This window comes from Streptomyces sp. 8K308, from assembly GCF_004348315.1.
In the GTDB taxonomy this organism is placed as follows: Bacteria; Actinomycetota; Actinomycetes; order Streptomycetales; family Streptomycetaceae; genus Streptomyces.
Window position 1 is genome coordinate 1 of record NZ_SMKC01000196.1, and the last position, 12,802, is coordinate 12,802.

General features: G+C 73.4%; 11 protein-coding genes. 4 read left to right on the forward strand and 7 right to left on the reverse strand.

All coding sequences use genetic code 11. From position 1 onward, the window contains the following. Positions 1–1,226, forward strand: a 1,226-nt coding sequence (locus tag E1265_RS23510) for a peptidoglycan-binding domain-containing protein (RefSeq protein ID WP_207931176.1), incomplete at its 5' end; no start/stop codon positions are given. 294 nt (positions 1,227–1,520) lie between these two features. Here the strand turns inward: E1265_RS23510 and E1265_RS23520 are convergent. Next, positions 1,521–1,769 carry a heavy-metal-associated domain-containing protein gene (locus tag E1265_RS23520; protein ID WP_132932991.1) on the reverse strand — a complete coding sequence of 83 codons (249 nt, stop codon included), beginning with the start codon at positions 1,767–1,769 and terminating at the stop codon, positions 1,521–1,523. After that, positions 1,766–2,164 carry a nuclear transport factor 2 family protein gene (locus E1265_RS23525; RefSeq protein ID WP_132932992.1) on the reverse strand — a complete coding sequence of 133 codons (399 nt, stop codon included), beginning with the start codon at positions 2,162–2,164 and terminating at the stop codon, positions 1,766–1,768. Before E1265_RS23525 ends, E1265_RS23520 begins: the two co-directional genes overlap by 4 nt. Positions 2,165–2,252: 88 nt before the next feature. Here E1265_RS23525 and E1265_RS23530 point away from each other — a divergent pair, with 88 nt between their 5' ends. Next, complete coding sequence (locus E1265_RS23530) at positions 2,253–2,840, forward strand: TetR family transcriptional regulator (protein WP_132932993.1); 588 nt, start codon at positions 2,253–2,255, stop codon at positions 2,838–2,840. Here E1265_RS23530 and E1265_RS23535 read toward each other — a convergent pair. The 5 genes from E1265_RS23535 to E1265_RS23555 all read right to left on the reverse strand — a co-directional run bounded on the left by E1265_RS23535 (position 2,763) and on the right by E1265_RS23555 (position 7,305). Next, positions 2,763–3,134, reverse strand: coding sequence for a hypothetical protein (locus tag E1265_RS23535; protein ID WP_132932994.1), 372 nt, complete (start codon positions 3,132–3,134; stop codon positions 2,763–2,765). The genes E1265_RS23530 and E1265_RS23535 overlap by 78 nt on opposite strands. Before the next feature lie 21 nt (positions 3,135–3,155). After that, positions 3,156–4,469, reverse strand: coding sequence for a WD40 repeat domain-containing protein (locus tag E1265_RS23540; RefSeq protein ID WP_132932995.1), 1,314 nt, complete (start codon positions 4,467–4,469; stop codon positions 3,156–3,158). A 105-nt stretch (positions 4,470–4,574) separates the two neighbouring features. Then, positions 4,575–5,957, reverse strand: coding sequence for a serine hydrolase (locus tag E1265_RS23545; protein WP_132932996.1), 1,383 nt, complete (start codon positions 5,955–5,957; stop codon positions 4,575–4,577). Positions 5,958–6,154: 197 nt separating this feature from the next. After that, positions 6,155–6,895 carry an aminoglycoside adenylyltransferase domain-containing protein gene (locus E1265_RS23550; protein ID WP_132932997.1) on the reverse strand — a complete coding sequence of 247 codons (741 nt, stop codon included), beginning with the start codon at positions 6,893–6,895 and terminating at the stop codon, positions 6,155–6,157. Further along, the gene (locus E1265_RS23555) at positions 6,892–7,305 is read right to left on the reverse strand and encodes a cytidine deaminase (RefSeq protein ID WP_132932998.1); all 414 of its coding nucleotides are present in this window, start codon (positions 7,303–7,305) and stop codon (positions 6,892–6,894) included. The genes E1265_RS23550 and E1265_RS23555 overlap by 4 nt, the downstream gene beginning before the upstream one ends. A 262-nt stretch (positions 7,306–7,567) precedes the next feature. Here E1265_RS23555 and E1265_RS23560 point away from each other — a divergent pair, with 262 nt between their 5' ends. Together E1265_RS23560 and E1265_RS23565 are read left to right on the forward strand one after the other, a co-directional pair. Continuing rightward, complete coding sequence (locus E1265_RS23560; RefSeq protein WP_132932999.1) at positions 7,568–8,566, forward strand: serine protease; 999 nt, start codon at positions 7,568–7,570, stop codon at positions 8,564–8,566. Positions 8,567–8,802: 236 nt separating this feature from the next. Beyond that, the coding region (locus E1265_RS23565) for a DUF6531 domain-containing protein (RefSeq protein ID WP_132933000.1) at positions 8,803–12,802 on the forward strand (4,000 nt) is incomplete at its 3' end.

The window sequence follows — 12,802 nt, forward strand, 5'->3', positions numbered from 1 at the left end:
CACCCGTTCTGTCGATCCAGCCCCGCAGCCAGTGGGGCGCCCGCCCGCCGCGCGCCGTGGAAAGGGTGGATCCCAGCGCCCGCACCGGGTTCACCGTCCACTACTCGGCGGGCCCGCCGACCCAGACACCGCGGCAGATCCAGATCTACCACATGGACTCCAACGGCTGGGACGACATCGGCTACAACTTCCTGGTCGACACCGCCGGGCGCATTTTCGAGGGGCGCGGCTGGAACGTCCTGGGAGCGCACGCGGCCCCGCACAACACCACCCACATCGGCGTGTGCTTCATCGGCCAGGACGGGCAGGCCACCGCCCGCACGGCCACCGCCATCCGCGCCCTGTACAACCGCGCCAACGAGCTCACCGGCAGGACCCTGGCCCAGACCTGGCACGGCGGCCTGTCAGGTCAGTCCACCCAGTGCCCCGGCTCCGCCCTGCGGGCGTGGGTGCAGGGGGGCATGCAGGGAGACGACCTGCCGATCACCGACGGCACCGGCAACGCCCACGGAGGGATGACGTCGGTGCGCACCGTGGCGGCTCAGCAGTCGGCCGTCAACGGCCTCGGCTACAGCCCACAGTTGACGGTGGACGGGGTCTGGGGACCGCTCACCGACGCCGGCGTGCGCTGGCTCCAGACCACGGTCGGCGTCGCCGCGGACGGCCTGTGGGGCCCGGCCACCGAGGCCGCCTACAAGGCGTTCACCGGTGGCGGCTCCGGCGGCGGCATGTCGTCGGTGCGGTCGGTGGCGGCTCAGCAGTCGGCCGTCAACGGCCTCGGCTACAGCCCACAGTTGACGGTGGACGGGGTCTGGGGGCCACTCACCGACGCCGGCGTGCGCTGGCTCCAGACCACGGTCGGCGTCGCCGCGGACGGCCTGTGGGGCCCGGCCACCGAGGCCGCCTACAACGCCTACCTCGACGAGGGCGCACGGCTGGCCGTCGACGGCGTCTTCGGGCCCGCCACCATCACCGCCACCCAACGGACGATCGGCGTCACCGCCGACGGCGTCTGGGGCCCAGCCTCGGTCCGGGGCCTGCAACGCCACCTCAACACCTGGAGCAGCGCGGGCCTGACCGTGGACGGCGCCATGGGCCCCGGCACGGTCAGTGCCCTGCAACGGCATCTGAACCGGATGATCAACGCCGGCCTGACCGTGGACGGCGCCTGGGGCCCCGCCACCATCAGGGCCCTGCAGCGCGCGCTGAACCTGGCGCGTCTCTAGGAGGAACGTGCGGGTCATCGCCGGTGGTTCCGGCACGCAGCGGTACGTCGAAGGTGTAGCCCTCATCGCAGAACACCAGGTCGAGGTCTGCCGGGGCCAGCTCACGGAAGGCGAGCACCAACCGGACGGCGTCCTCCTGCCCGAGGTCCATGTAGAACAGGTGCCGTCGTGGTGCAGATACGCCTCGCCGGGACCATGCTCCGTCTCGAACTCCCAGCTGAGGCTCCGTACTTCGTTGGAACGAGCTCCCTGAAGCGCGGCGCGGTCGCAGGCCGCGGCCGGTCCGCTGACAGGTCAGGCACGCGGGGAACGCTGCCCGGCCGGGTGAACTGCCGCGAGCCGGTAGCCGGCCTCCTCCACGGCGGCGCGCACGGCGGCCGGGTCGACGGGGTGTCGGCTGGTGACCGTCATCGAGCCGGCCTCGACGTCGACGGCGACCGACGTGACGCCGTCGACGCGTTCTACCTCCCCGGTCACGAGCGCGGCACAGCTCCGGCAGGCCATGCCGACGACGCCGAAGGTCGTGGCGGTGGTCCCGGTCACGAGCGCCCCAGGGAGCGAGTGACGCCGTGTGATCGCCGCAGCAGGCCGTCCGGCGTGAAGGTGTAGAACGAGACAACCTCGGTGGAGACCCGCTTCTGGCGCATCCGCGCGTGGATCGTGAGCCGGGCCGCGATCCGGTCGCCGTCGGCGAGCGCCTCGTGGACGTCGAAGCCGGCCCCATCGTCCTCCGCCAGGTTCCTGCGGACGGGGTGGATGTGGGCGACGAGCTTGTCCCAGTCGAGCCGGACGCCGTCGCTGATCATCTCGATGTCCGGGGTGTAGAAGCGGGCCATGGCGGGGGACGGGTCGTGGTCGCCGCGCACGACCTCCTCGTGGAACGTCATGAGGAAGTCGGCGAGGAACTTCTCGGGGGTGTTCTGTGCCAGCGGCTTCATGCGGCTCCGTCCAGGCGTGCGGGACTCCACTAACTCTTACACCTTGTAAAATTACGGCGCGACCGTCAACTTTGACAAGGTGTAAGAGTTGAGTGTTTCCCCGCGGCGCCGCGCCGACGCCGAACGCAGCCGTGCCGCCGTTCTCGACGCGGCCATCGAACTCCTCGGCGAGCGCCCCGACGCGGGCATGGCCGCCGTGGCCAACGCGGCCGGCGTCACCCGCCAGACCGTCTACGCCCACTTCCCCTCACGGGACGACCTGCTCACGGCCGTCGTCGACCGGATGACGGAGCGGGTGGCCGAGGCGATGGACGCCGCCCGCCCCGACGAGGGCCCGGCGCCCGCCGCGCTGCTCCGCGTCCTCGACGCGGCCTGGCGCGCCTCGTTGGAGCACCCGGCCCTGCTCCGGCTCGCGGCTCGCCCGGCGCCGCCGGAGGAGGACAGAACCCGCCACGCGCCGATCGCCGACCGCATCGCGCGGGTGCTCCAACGAGGCCGCGCCGACGGGGACTTCGACCCGTCGCCCGCGCTCTCCTGGCAGGTGGCGGCCGTGATCGCGCTCAGCCACGCCACCGGAGAGGAGATCCGCGCCGGCCGGCTATCGGCCGCCGATGCCGTGGCCGCCCTCCACTCCGGCCTGCTCCGACTGCTCGTCCGGGAGCGGCCCGCGAGGTGACGACTCGTCCGTGCCGGTGCGGCGGATGCGGACGATGCCGGCTTCCAGGTCCACGTGTACGGGCGGGTCGTCGTCGCCCGGCCGGACGTTCTTCCGCACGCGCTCCTGTTCCATGGCCCGCCTGAGCGCCTGCGAGCCGGGGTCGCCCTCCTGCAGGAAGCCGGCGCCGACGGCGGAAAGCCTCTTGTGCCTGCGCCAGTAGATCCAGCCCCGCGACTCCATCCACAGCAGGAGCCGGTCGGCCAGGAACAGGGCGGCCACGCCACCGAGGACGAGCCAGACCGCGTGCGTCATGCTCCGGGAACGCGGCGGAGCTCACCCCGGTTCCGCGTGGGCGGTCGCGAGGCCGCTCGCCGGCCCGGTGGGTAGCCCGACGCGGAAGACGCGCGTGCGGCCACCGTCCGTCTTCCAGTTCCTACCGTTCACCGCCTTCAGGTTGGCCGCCAGCCAGCGGCCGTCCGGCGACCAGGCCAGGTCGTAGTCCTGCAGGCCGTACCAGCCCGCGCCGATCGCGTGGCGGGTGACCACCCGGTGGTCGCCGACCCGCTGGATGATCACCTCCAGCTTCCCCGGGGACTCGCCCGAGATCGCCAGGTGCTCGCCGTCGGGGCTCACCCGCAGGCCGCGGATCGTGAAGTCCTCGTTCTCGATGGCCTCCAGCACGCGGCCGTCCGCCGGATCGACCACCTCCACCCGCGTGCCGTCCGCGACGAACATCCGTGACTCGTCGGCGGAGTACGCGACGGCCTCGTAGGGGTGAGTGCGGTACCGGCCCGTGGCCGAACGCACCCGCCCCGACTGCGTGGGGGCCTCGACCCGATCGCCCGACAGCACGTCGTACGCCAACTGCGGGCCCTCCTCCTGGAGCCGGCGGAGGGTGATCACCGGCTCGCCTGGCACCCACATCAGCCAGGGCGAGACGTAGTCGTCCGCCATGACCCGCAGCCGCTCGCGCCAGTCGGCGGCGTCGTACACCACCAACCCGCCCTCCTCGCCGCTGACGGCCAGGAAGCGGCCGTCGTCCGAGAACGCCAGGTGGTGGGGCTCGTCACGATCGCCGAAGGGCCGCAGCTCGACGGCGGGATCGCGCAGGTCGGGGATGGCGGCGGCCTCGCCGGGCAACGGCCGGTCGGCGTGCGTGGGGTAGCTGGCGGTGCGCCACCAGTCGCCCGCCGCCAGGTGCTCGATCCACCGGGCATCGGTGACCACCACGTCGTAGTCGGCGCCCACGCGTATCTCCTCGGCCACGACCAGCTCGGCGGCGGCCTCCGGGGGCATCTCGTCGAATCGGCTGCCGTCCTCCCAGGGGAACCCGACGCCCTCCTCCGCCAGCCGCTCCTCGATCTCCTCGGTGAAGGGGTGGTTGCGCGTCGCGGTCCGCGCCACGCTCTCGACGAACCACCGGGCGTTGGCGTCCACCCACCCCTCATCGTGCCGCCGCTCCCGGGTGACCGCGCGGCCCAACGGCGCGTCCTCGGCCGTCTCCCCGAATATCCGGAGGAAGAAGCTCGCGTCGTCCGGCAGCGGAGCGTGGTCGCCGATGTCGTAGTAGACGGCGGTCACCCGCACCCGGACCTGCCGGCGCGGTGGATCGACCGCCAACACCCGCACACCGTAGAGATCCGTCATGAGATCGGCCTTCCTCCTCGCCCCGTCGTCGCACGCGAACGCGCTGTCACACTGTCACTCAGAACGATCACACGCGCCACTGACAGCGGAGGTTACGACCAGGCGTCAGGACCGCCCGGCCGGGTTCCCTGGGCCGGCGGCCAACAGCCGGAACGCGCCGGCGAGAAGCGCGAGCAGTTCGGACACGGCGGTCGCGCCCCCGACGTTCCGCGCCGGATCGCTGACCATGGCCGAAACCGCGAACGTCCGGCCGTCCGCGGCCTGGGCCAGGACGCTCCGCGACAGCACGCCCGGCTCGGCCCCACCCTTGAACCAGCCGACCGGCCAGGCCGCCGTGTCGAGGCCGAGGATCCTGGTGCCCATGAGCGACAGCGCGTCGTGTACCGGTTCCTGCCCGTCGCCCTCGCCGGCCCGTCGCCACAGCCCGGCGAGGGCCCGGCACAGGTCACCTGGCGAGGCGAACCACTCGACGGAGTCGACGTGCCTCGGCTCGTCCCAGGACGAGCCCGGCACCGGCAGTCCGGCCACGATCCGCTCCAGGTAGGCCCGGCGGGCCGCGCCGTCCAAGGCCGTGTACGCGTCGGCGTGCCGGGGGTAGTCCGCCGTCTTGAGCACCATCATGTCCCGGGTGGTCAGCAGCGGCACGTTGGCCCGTGGGTCCGTCATGCCGAGGCGTCGCTGTTGTGTCTCGACGGCCTCCCGGCCAAGGCGGCCCATCAGATGGTCCGTGGCCGTGTTGTCGCTGTGGAAGATCATGTGCTCGGCGTGCTCCCGCAGGGTCAGCGTGGTGCCGGCTGGCAGCTCCCACACCGGGCCGCCCGGCACTCGCCACTCCTCCCGCACCGCCAGCGGTTCGTCCCAGGACGCCCCGCCGGCGCGCACCGCGTCCGCCAGCGCGCCGAGCACGTAGAGCTTGACGGCCGACGCCATCGGGCGCGGCACCTCCGCCGCCACGCCGTGCACCGGGCGGCACCGGCCCGCCGGGTCGACCTCCGAGGCCAGGAACGACGCCCGGGGCCCGAGCGCCGCGATCCGCCGGTCCAGCTCGGCCCAGGAGCCCGGCAGCGGGGTGAGGTACAGGGCGGCCAGCGCACCCGCCGCGTCGGTGACCAGCACCGCGTGGTGCGGTCCCGCTCCGGTGAGCAGGGCGTACGCCTCCGAGCCCGCGCGGGGCTCCCGCTGGGCCCGGTAGGAGTCGAGGCGCAGGGTGCCGGGACCGGCGGCGGCGCGCAGCATGTCGTTGAGCCCTGCGGTGCCGAGGCTCTCGAAGAGCGCCGGCGCCAGGTGGGCGCGTGCCTCGGCCTCCGACACCGGCAGCCGCCGCGCGGCCTCGAGCAACCAGGCCAACTGCCGCCCCACCGGCGTGTCCGGCGGTCCCGGCGGGCGACCGCCCCGGGCCCAGGCGGAGGTGGGGGTCGCCGTGCTCAGGGCGAGGGTCGGCACGATGGCGAGGAAACGTCGGCGGGTGGTCGCGGGGGTGGGCGGCATGGCTCTGCGGCTCTCCAGGGATCCGGGGCGCCGGGGGGCGCCGGCGGTCTGTCACACGGGACCGTAGTTCCGGCGCGGGGTGGCCGTCGTCAGCCCACGGACGTCACCGGCGTCAGCCTCTGGTCCGACGCGCCGGGCCGCCCGTACGCATCGAGGCTGACCCGCCGATGGGTTCCTCGCCCCGGCGCCCAGGTCCCTCATCTCCCCTGCTCGGCCCACCTGGTGAGACCGCACCCCTCGACGAACGCGAGCGCCCGTTCACCGCTCGGACCTGGGCCGTCGCCGCCGTGTCGGGCCAGCGCGGCGGTCACCGTGGCGGCGTCCGGGTGGCGGGCCAGGTACCAGCGAGCGCCGTCGACCTTGGAGCAGAGCCTGCTCTCCTCGGCGAACCGCACCGCCCGGCAGGCGTTGAGCACGGCGTAGGCCGCCTGGCCCCCGTCGATCGCCCACCGCAGGTCGGCCGCCATCGCCGCGAGGATCCGCTGCCGGGGCGGCGAGCCAAAGACCTCGGCGGGCGGCGGGCCGAGGACGGCCCGGCCGCGCTCCCGGCAGACGGCGGCGTGCAGGACGAGGTCCAGGTCGCCGCCCGGGCCGGCGCCGGGCACGATCACGGGCTCGGCGCCGGTGGTGTTGACGTGCACCTCGAACGGGCAGTCGCCGAGCTCGCGCGCGGTCGCCGCCGTGATGACGCTCAACTCAAGGCCGGCGCCCGGGCATCGAGCCGCCGTCGCGGCGATCGCCTCGCCCATCCGTCGTCGCGCCGCCCCCTCCCCCGGCTCCGACACGACCACCAGCACGTCGACGTCGCTGCGCGCGGCGTCGAAGCCGCCGAGGACGGCGGAGCCGTGCAGGTAGACGCCGACCAGGTCGGCTCGCACGGCGGCCAGGCTCGCCGCGATGTCCTCGACGTACCCAACGACGTGGCCCGGCACGGTCATGCGACGGGGCTCGGCCACTCATGGGCCGGCAGCAGTTCGGCGAGGGTCGCCGACCGGTCCCGGCCGAGAACCACCTCGGTGCCGATGTTGGCCTCGTCGATCTGCCGGATGAACTCGCGGCAGCGCCCACAGGGCGGCACCACGTGCAGGGCGCCGTCCTCCTCGCGCCGCCACACGGCGACGATCTTCGCGATGCGGTACTCGCGGGCCGTGACCATCGCGGCGATCGCCGCGTGCTCCGCGCAGAAGCCCGTCCCGCAGGGGGTGTCGATGCACACCCCGGAGTAGCGGTTGCCGGCCTCGGTCACCAGCACCGTGGCCACGTCCCCGAACAGTCGGTCCCCCACCCGGTGCGGATGCAGCACGGCCGCGGCCGCGGCGATGAGTTCGTCGTTGGTCACCGTCGTCATCCGGCCGAAGCTACCGGCCGCGCCCGCCCGCCGGCCACCGACTTTCCCGCGCCGGTCACCGCGCGCCGGCCCTTCTGAGCTCGGTGCACAAACGGACACGGTCAAGTGAGCATCGTGCACATTGAGCGATGAATGCGACCTTTCTAAGGTCCTGGTGACGGGTCGTCCGTCAACCAGAGGAGGACGAGGGGGCGGCGGTGTGCGCCGTCCGCACGCCCGCATCCCCCAGACCTCCCTGTCGATCAGTCGAAGGGACCACTGGATGTCCAACCATCGGCCAACCCGCCGTCGGCTAGGCTCCCGCAGCCTGTGGGGGTTCACCGCGGTCGTCGCCGTCCTGTCGGCGACGGCCGGTCCCACGCACGCGGACGAGGCGAGCCGGGAGGAGTTGCCTCCCTACGCCTTGGTGGGCGAAACCGCGGACGGCGAGGAACTGCCGCCGATCGTGGAGGTCTCCGAATCGTCCGTGACCTCGATTCCCGCGTTCGCCGGCACCGGTGACATCGCGGACGCCGGGCCCAACGTGGAGTTCGCGCCGCCGCCCGACGCCGACGGAGTGCCGGAGGAGGGGGACGTGGCGAACCCCGACGCGGGCGTGGAATCCGTCATCGGCACCGACGACCGGCACCGGATCCGGGACACCACCACGTTCCCGAGCCGGACCATCGTGCAACTGACCAGGTTCATGAGTCCCCACTGCTCCGGCTTCCTGGTGTCGCCCGACACGGTCGTCACCGCGGGCCACTGCGTCGCCGATGGCGGCAGCGGCCGCTACTACCGGGGCTTCCGGGCCTGGCCCGGCCGGGACGGTTCGAGCCTGGCGCCGTACGGCAGCTGCGCCTACGACAGCGTCTACGCCCCGAACGCCTGGAAGGAGGAGGGAGACCCCGCCTACGACTGGGGCATCGTCAAGCTCGACTGCACCATCGGCTCGACGACGGGCTGGATGGAACTGCGGGCCCCCTCCGGCTCGCTGGACGGCACCGAGGTACGGGTGCGCGGCTACCCCGGCGAGAAGGGAGAGGGCTTCCAGCAGTGGAACGGCAACGGCAGCGTCCGGCAGTCCGTCCCCAACCTCCTGCGGTACAACGTCGACACCTCGGGCGGCCAGAGCGGTGCCCCGGTCTACCGGCCCGGCAACGCCACGGTCATCGGCATCCACAACGCCGGGCCCAGCTCCCTGCCCGGCTACAGCGACAGCTGGAACCAGGGACGGCGGATCAACCAGGCCCTGCTCGCCCGCATCAACGAACTCCGCTAGCTCGCCCGGAGGTTCAGGACCGATGCCGCTGAGGGCGCCGGGTGCGACGCGGCCGGGGCCCTAGCAGAGGGGCCCCGGCCGCGGCCGCGCGGTGGCCACCGACTTCACGGCGTGGAGGCGCCATTGCCGAGGGCTACGGCCGAGCCTACGGTTGTTTGACGCACCGTCAGATGGTGATCTTGAGACGGCCCGGGGGGCAGACCGTGGCGCGACCGTCCGACTGGAGTCCTGTCGACATGGACTCCGACCCGACACCGGGCAGCCCGGACGAGGTCCGGGAACTCGCGGACGAGTTACAGACCTTCGCGGACGACGTCGGGGAGGCCCTGGGCCGCATCCGCGGCATGGCCGAGGACCGCGCCGTCCAGGACTGGGCCGGTCTGTCCGCCGACCGCTTCCGCTCCGAGTTCGACGGCGTCCCCGGCAACCTGGAGAAGCTTCAGACCTCCTACGACATGGCCGCCCAGGCCCTCCAGACGTACTGGCCGAAGCTCGAGACCGCGCAGGGCATGGCCGACCGGGCCCTGGACCGCGCCATCGCCGCCCAGGCCGACCTGTCCAGCGCCCAGGCCGCGTTGACCGACGCGCAGGACTGGGTGTCCCGGGCCGGCGAGGAGGCCGAGCGGTTACGGGAGGCGGGCGAACGCGAGGGCGTGGAGCCGCCATCCGAGGCCGAGGTCCGCGCCGCCACCCGCGACGCCACCGCCGCGGGCGAAGCCGCCTCCTCCGCCCAGGGTCGCGTCGACGCCGCCGAGGAACGCCTCGCCGCCGCACGGGCGTTGGCCCAACAGGCCATGGAGATGCGGGAGGAGGCGGCCCGCGTCTGCGCCGACGACATCGACGCCGCCTCGGACGCCGGCATCCAGAACCGCAGTTGGTGGCAGAACCTCGTCCGGTGGTTCCAGGACGCCTGGGACACCATCGTCGCCATCTGCAAGGTCGTCGTCGCCGTCCTCGGCGTCATCGCGCTCATCATCGGCGGACCCATCGCCTGGGTCGTCCTCGCCGCGGCCGTCGTCGTCCTCGCCGACACCCTCATCAAGTTCGCCAACGGCGAGGCATCGCTCTGGGACGTCGCCTTCGCCGCCCTCGACTGCATCCCCGGCATGCGCGGCCTCACCACCCTCGGCGGCCTCGCCCGCGGCATCCGTGGCCTGGCAAGCACCGGACTGCACGGCCTGACCGCCGGCGTGCGCGGCCTCGCCCAGGGGTTTCGCGGGAGCGGCCGGATCATGTCCGCCCTGTTCTGCCGGTCGGACCCGATCGACATGGCCACCGGGGACATGGTCATGTCCGTCGCGGACGTCGAGCTGCCCGGGGTGCTGCCCCTCGTCCTCTCCCGTCACCACCGGACGTCCGTCACCACGGGTCGCCTCTTCGGCCCGTCCTGGACCAGCACGCTCGACCAGCGTCTGGTGCTCGCCGACGACGGCGTCCGCCTCCACACCGAGGACGGGATGACGCTCCACTACCCGCGTCCCATCCCCGACGAGCCGGTGCTGCCGGTCGAAGGCCCCCGCTGGGAGCTCGCGTGGTCCGGTGAACCCGGCGCGGCGCTCACCGTCCACCAGCGGGAGACAGGCCTGACGCTGTCGTTCCGGCCCGTCGCCGGGCGTCCGGGCCCGGAGCTGTCCCTCACCGAGGTCAGCGACCGCCACGCCAACCGGGTGCGCGTCGAGTACGGGGCGCACGGCGACCCCACCGCCCTCGCGCACGACGGCGGCCACCGCGTCGGGATCGCGACCGTGGCACACCGCGTCACGGAGCTCCGCCTGTTGAGCGACCCCGACCAGCCGGTGCTCCGGCGCTACGGGTACGACGAGGCGGGACGCCTGGCCACGATCCGCGACTCCTCGGGCGCGCCCCAGCGGATCAGCCACGACGAGCAGGGGCGGATCACCGGCTGGCGGGACCGGAACGACAGCTGGTACCGGTACTCCTACAGCCCGGAGGGCCGCTGCGTCGGCACCGAGGGCGCCGAGGGGATCCTCGACAGCCGGATCGTCTACGACACGGAGAGCCGGCGCACGCTGTTCACCGACTCGCTCGGCCACACGACGGTCTACCAGTTCGACGACTGCTACCAGCTGGTCGCGGAGACCGACCCGCTGGGCAACATCACCCGCCGGACGTTCGACCGCTACGACCGGCCGCTGACCGTCACCGACCCGCTGGGGCACACCACCCGCCACGAGTACGACGCGCACGGGAACACGACGGCCGTCGTCCGCCCCGACGGCTCGCGGCTGACCGTCGAACGCGACGCGTCCGGCCTCCCCCTCGCCGTGACCGAGCCGGACGGCCGCACCTGGCGATGGGAGTACGACCAGCGCGGCGACCGCACCGCGGAGACCGACCCGCTGGGCCGCGTCACCCGCTACGGCTACGACGAGCGCGGCGGCCCGGCCTCCGTCACGGACCCGGGGGGCGACACCGTCACCATCGAGTGCGACCCCCTGGGACTGCCGGTCAGCGTCCGGGACCCGGACGGCGCCGTCACCCGCTACCGGTACGACCACTTCGGCCGCGTCACCGGGGTGACCGACCCGGAGGGCGGCGTCGACGAGACGGACTGGACGCCCGAGGGCAGGCCCGCGCGGCACCGGAGCCCGGACGGCGCCGAGGAGACCTGGGACTGGGACGGCGAGGGCAACTGCGTCCGGTACACCGACCCCACGGGCGCGACGGTGACCTACGCGTACGGACCGTTCGGCCTCCTCACCTCCAGGGCCAACGCCCACGGCCAGCGGCTGACCTACACCTGGGACACCGAGTGCCGGCCGCTGGCCGTCACCGACTCGACGGGCGCGACCTGGCGCTACACCTACGACGCCGCGGGAAACCTGGTCGGCGAGCACGACTTCGACGGGCACGCGCTGACCTACGCCTACGACACGGCGGGCCGGCTGACCGGCCGCACCAACGCCCTGGGCCAACGCGTCGCCTACCACCGGGACCCGGTGGGCCGGATCGTGGCCAAGGAGAGCGACGGCTCGTACAGCGTCTTCGAGTACGACGCGTCGGGGCAGCTGGTGCGCGCCGCCAGTGACCACACGGAGGTCCGCTACGAGCGCGACGCCCTCGGCCGGGTCCTCGCCGAGATCCGCGACGGGCGCGCCCTCGCCTACGAGTACGATCCGCGGGGCAGGGTCACCCGGCGCCACACACCGGGCGGCGTCACCAGTGCCTGGACGTACGCCGACGACGGGCGGTCCACGCGGCTGCTGAGCGCCGGCCGCGCGGTCGAGTTCGTGGACGACGCCCTCGGCCGCGAAGTCGAGCGCCGCCTCAGCCCGGGACTCCGCGTCGCGTCCCGCTGGCACCCCGGCGGCGGCCTGGCCGAGCGGACCATCAGGACCGACGGCCGGGAGCCGCGCCGCCGGTCCTACGCCTACCGCGCGGACGGCCACCCGAGCGGCATCACCGACTCCGTCACAGGACACACGGAGATCGAACTCGACGCAGCGGGCCGGGTCACCTCCCTCAGCGCCCCGGGCTGGGCCGAGTCCTACGCCTACGACGCCGCGGGGAACCAGACCGACGCCCACTGGCCGGCCGAGGCGGGCGCGGCCGGTTCCACCGGCGAGCGGGAGTACGAGGGCACCAGGGTCGTCCGCGCCGGCGACCGCCGGTACGAGTACGACGCCGCCGGGCGCCTGGTCGTCAGGCGCGGGTCCTGGCTGTCGAAGGAGCCGGACACCTGGCGGTACGAGTGGGACGCCGAGGACCGGCTCAGCGCCGTCACCACGCCCGAAGGAACGCGCTGGGAGTACCGCTACGACCCGCTCGGCCGGCGCGTCGCCAAGAGCCGCCTCGCCCCGGACGGGAGCGTCACCGAGCGCACGGAGTTCGTCTGGTCGGGGACGAGCCTGGTCGAGCAGTTGGGCGTCGACGCCGACCTGCGGGCCACGTCGAGCACCACCTGGGAGTACCGCGGCCTCCAGCCCGTCCTGCAGATCGAGGTCCTGGCGCTGGACGACCGCCCACAGGACGAGTACGACCGGCGGTTCCACGCTATCGTCACCGACCTCGTCGGCTCCCCGACGCACCTGGTCGACGACGCCGGCGAGATCGTGTGGGAACCTCGCGCCACGCTGTGGGGCAGGATCTCGCCCGCGCCACCAGGGGCGCCCGACATCCCGCTGCGCTTCCCCGGCCAGTACCACGACCCCGAGACGGGCCTCCACCAGAACTTCCACCGCTACTACGACCCCGAGACCGCCCGCTACCTCACCC

Excerpts from the sequence above, each read along its gene's own strand:
- E1265_RS23535 (WP_132932994.1), bottom strand. The coding sequence starts at position 3,134 with ATGACGCACGCGGTCTGGCTCGTCCTCGGTGGCGTGGCCGCCCTGTTC.
- E1265_RS23525 (WP_132932992.1), bottom strand. The coding sequence starts at position 2,164 with ATGAAGCCGCTGGCACAGAACACCCCCGAGAAGTTCCTCGCCGACTTC.
- E1265_RS23560 (WP_132932999.1), top strand. The coding sequence starts at position 7,568 with ATGTCCAACCATCGGCCAACCCGCCGTCGGCTAGGCTCCCGCAGCCTG.
- E1265_RS23540 (WP_132932995.1), bottom strand. The coding sequence starts at position 4,469 with ATGACGGATCTCTACGGTGTGCGGGTGTTGGCGGTCGATCCACCGCGC.
- E1265_RS23545 (WP_132932996.1), bottom strand. The coding sequence starts at position 5,957 with ATGCCGCCCACCCCCGCGACCACCCGCCGACGTTTCCTCGCCATCGTG.
- E1265_RS23550 (WP_132932997.1), bottom strand. The coding sequence starts at position 6,895 with ATGACCGTGCCGGGCCACGTCGTTGGGTACGTCGAGGACATCGCGGCG.
- E1265_RS23555 (WP_132932998.1), bottom strand. The coding sequence starts at position 7,305 with ATGACGACGGTGACCAACGACGAACTCATCGCCGCGGCCGCGGCCGTG.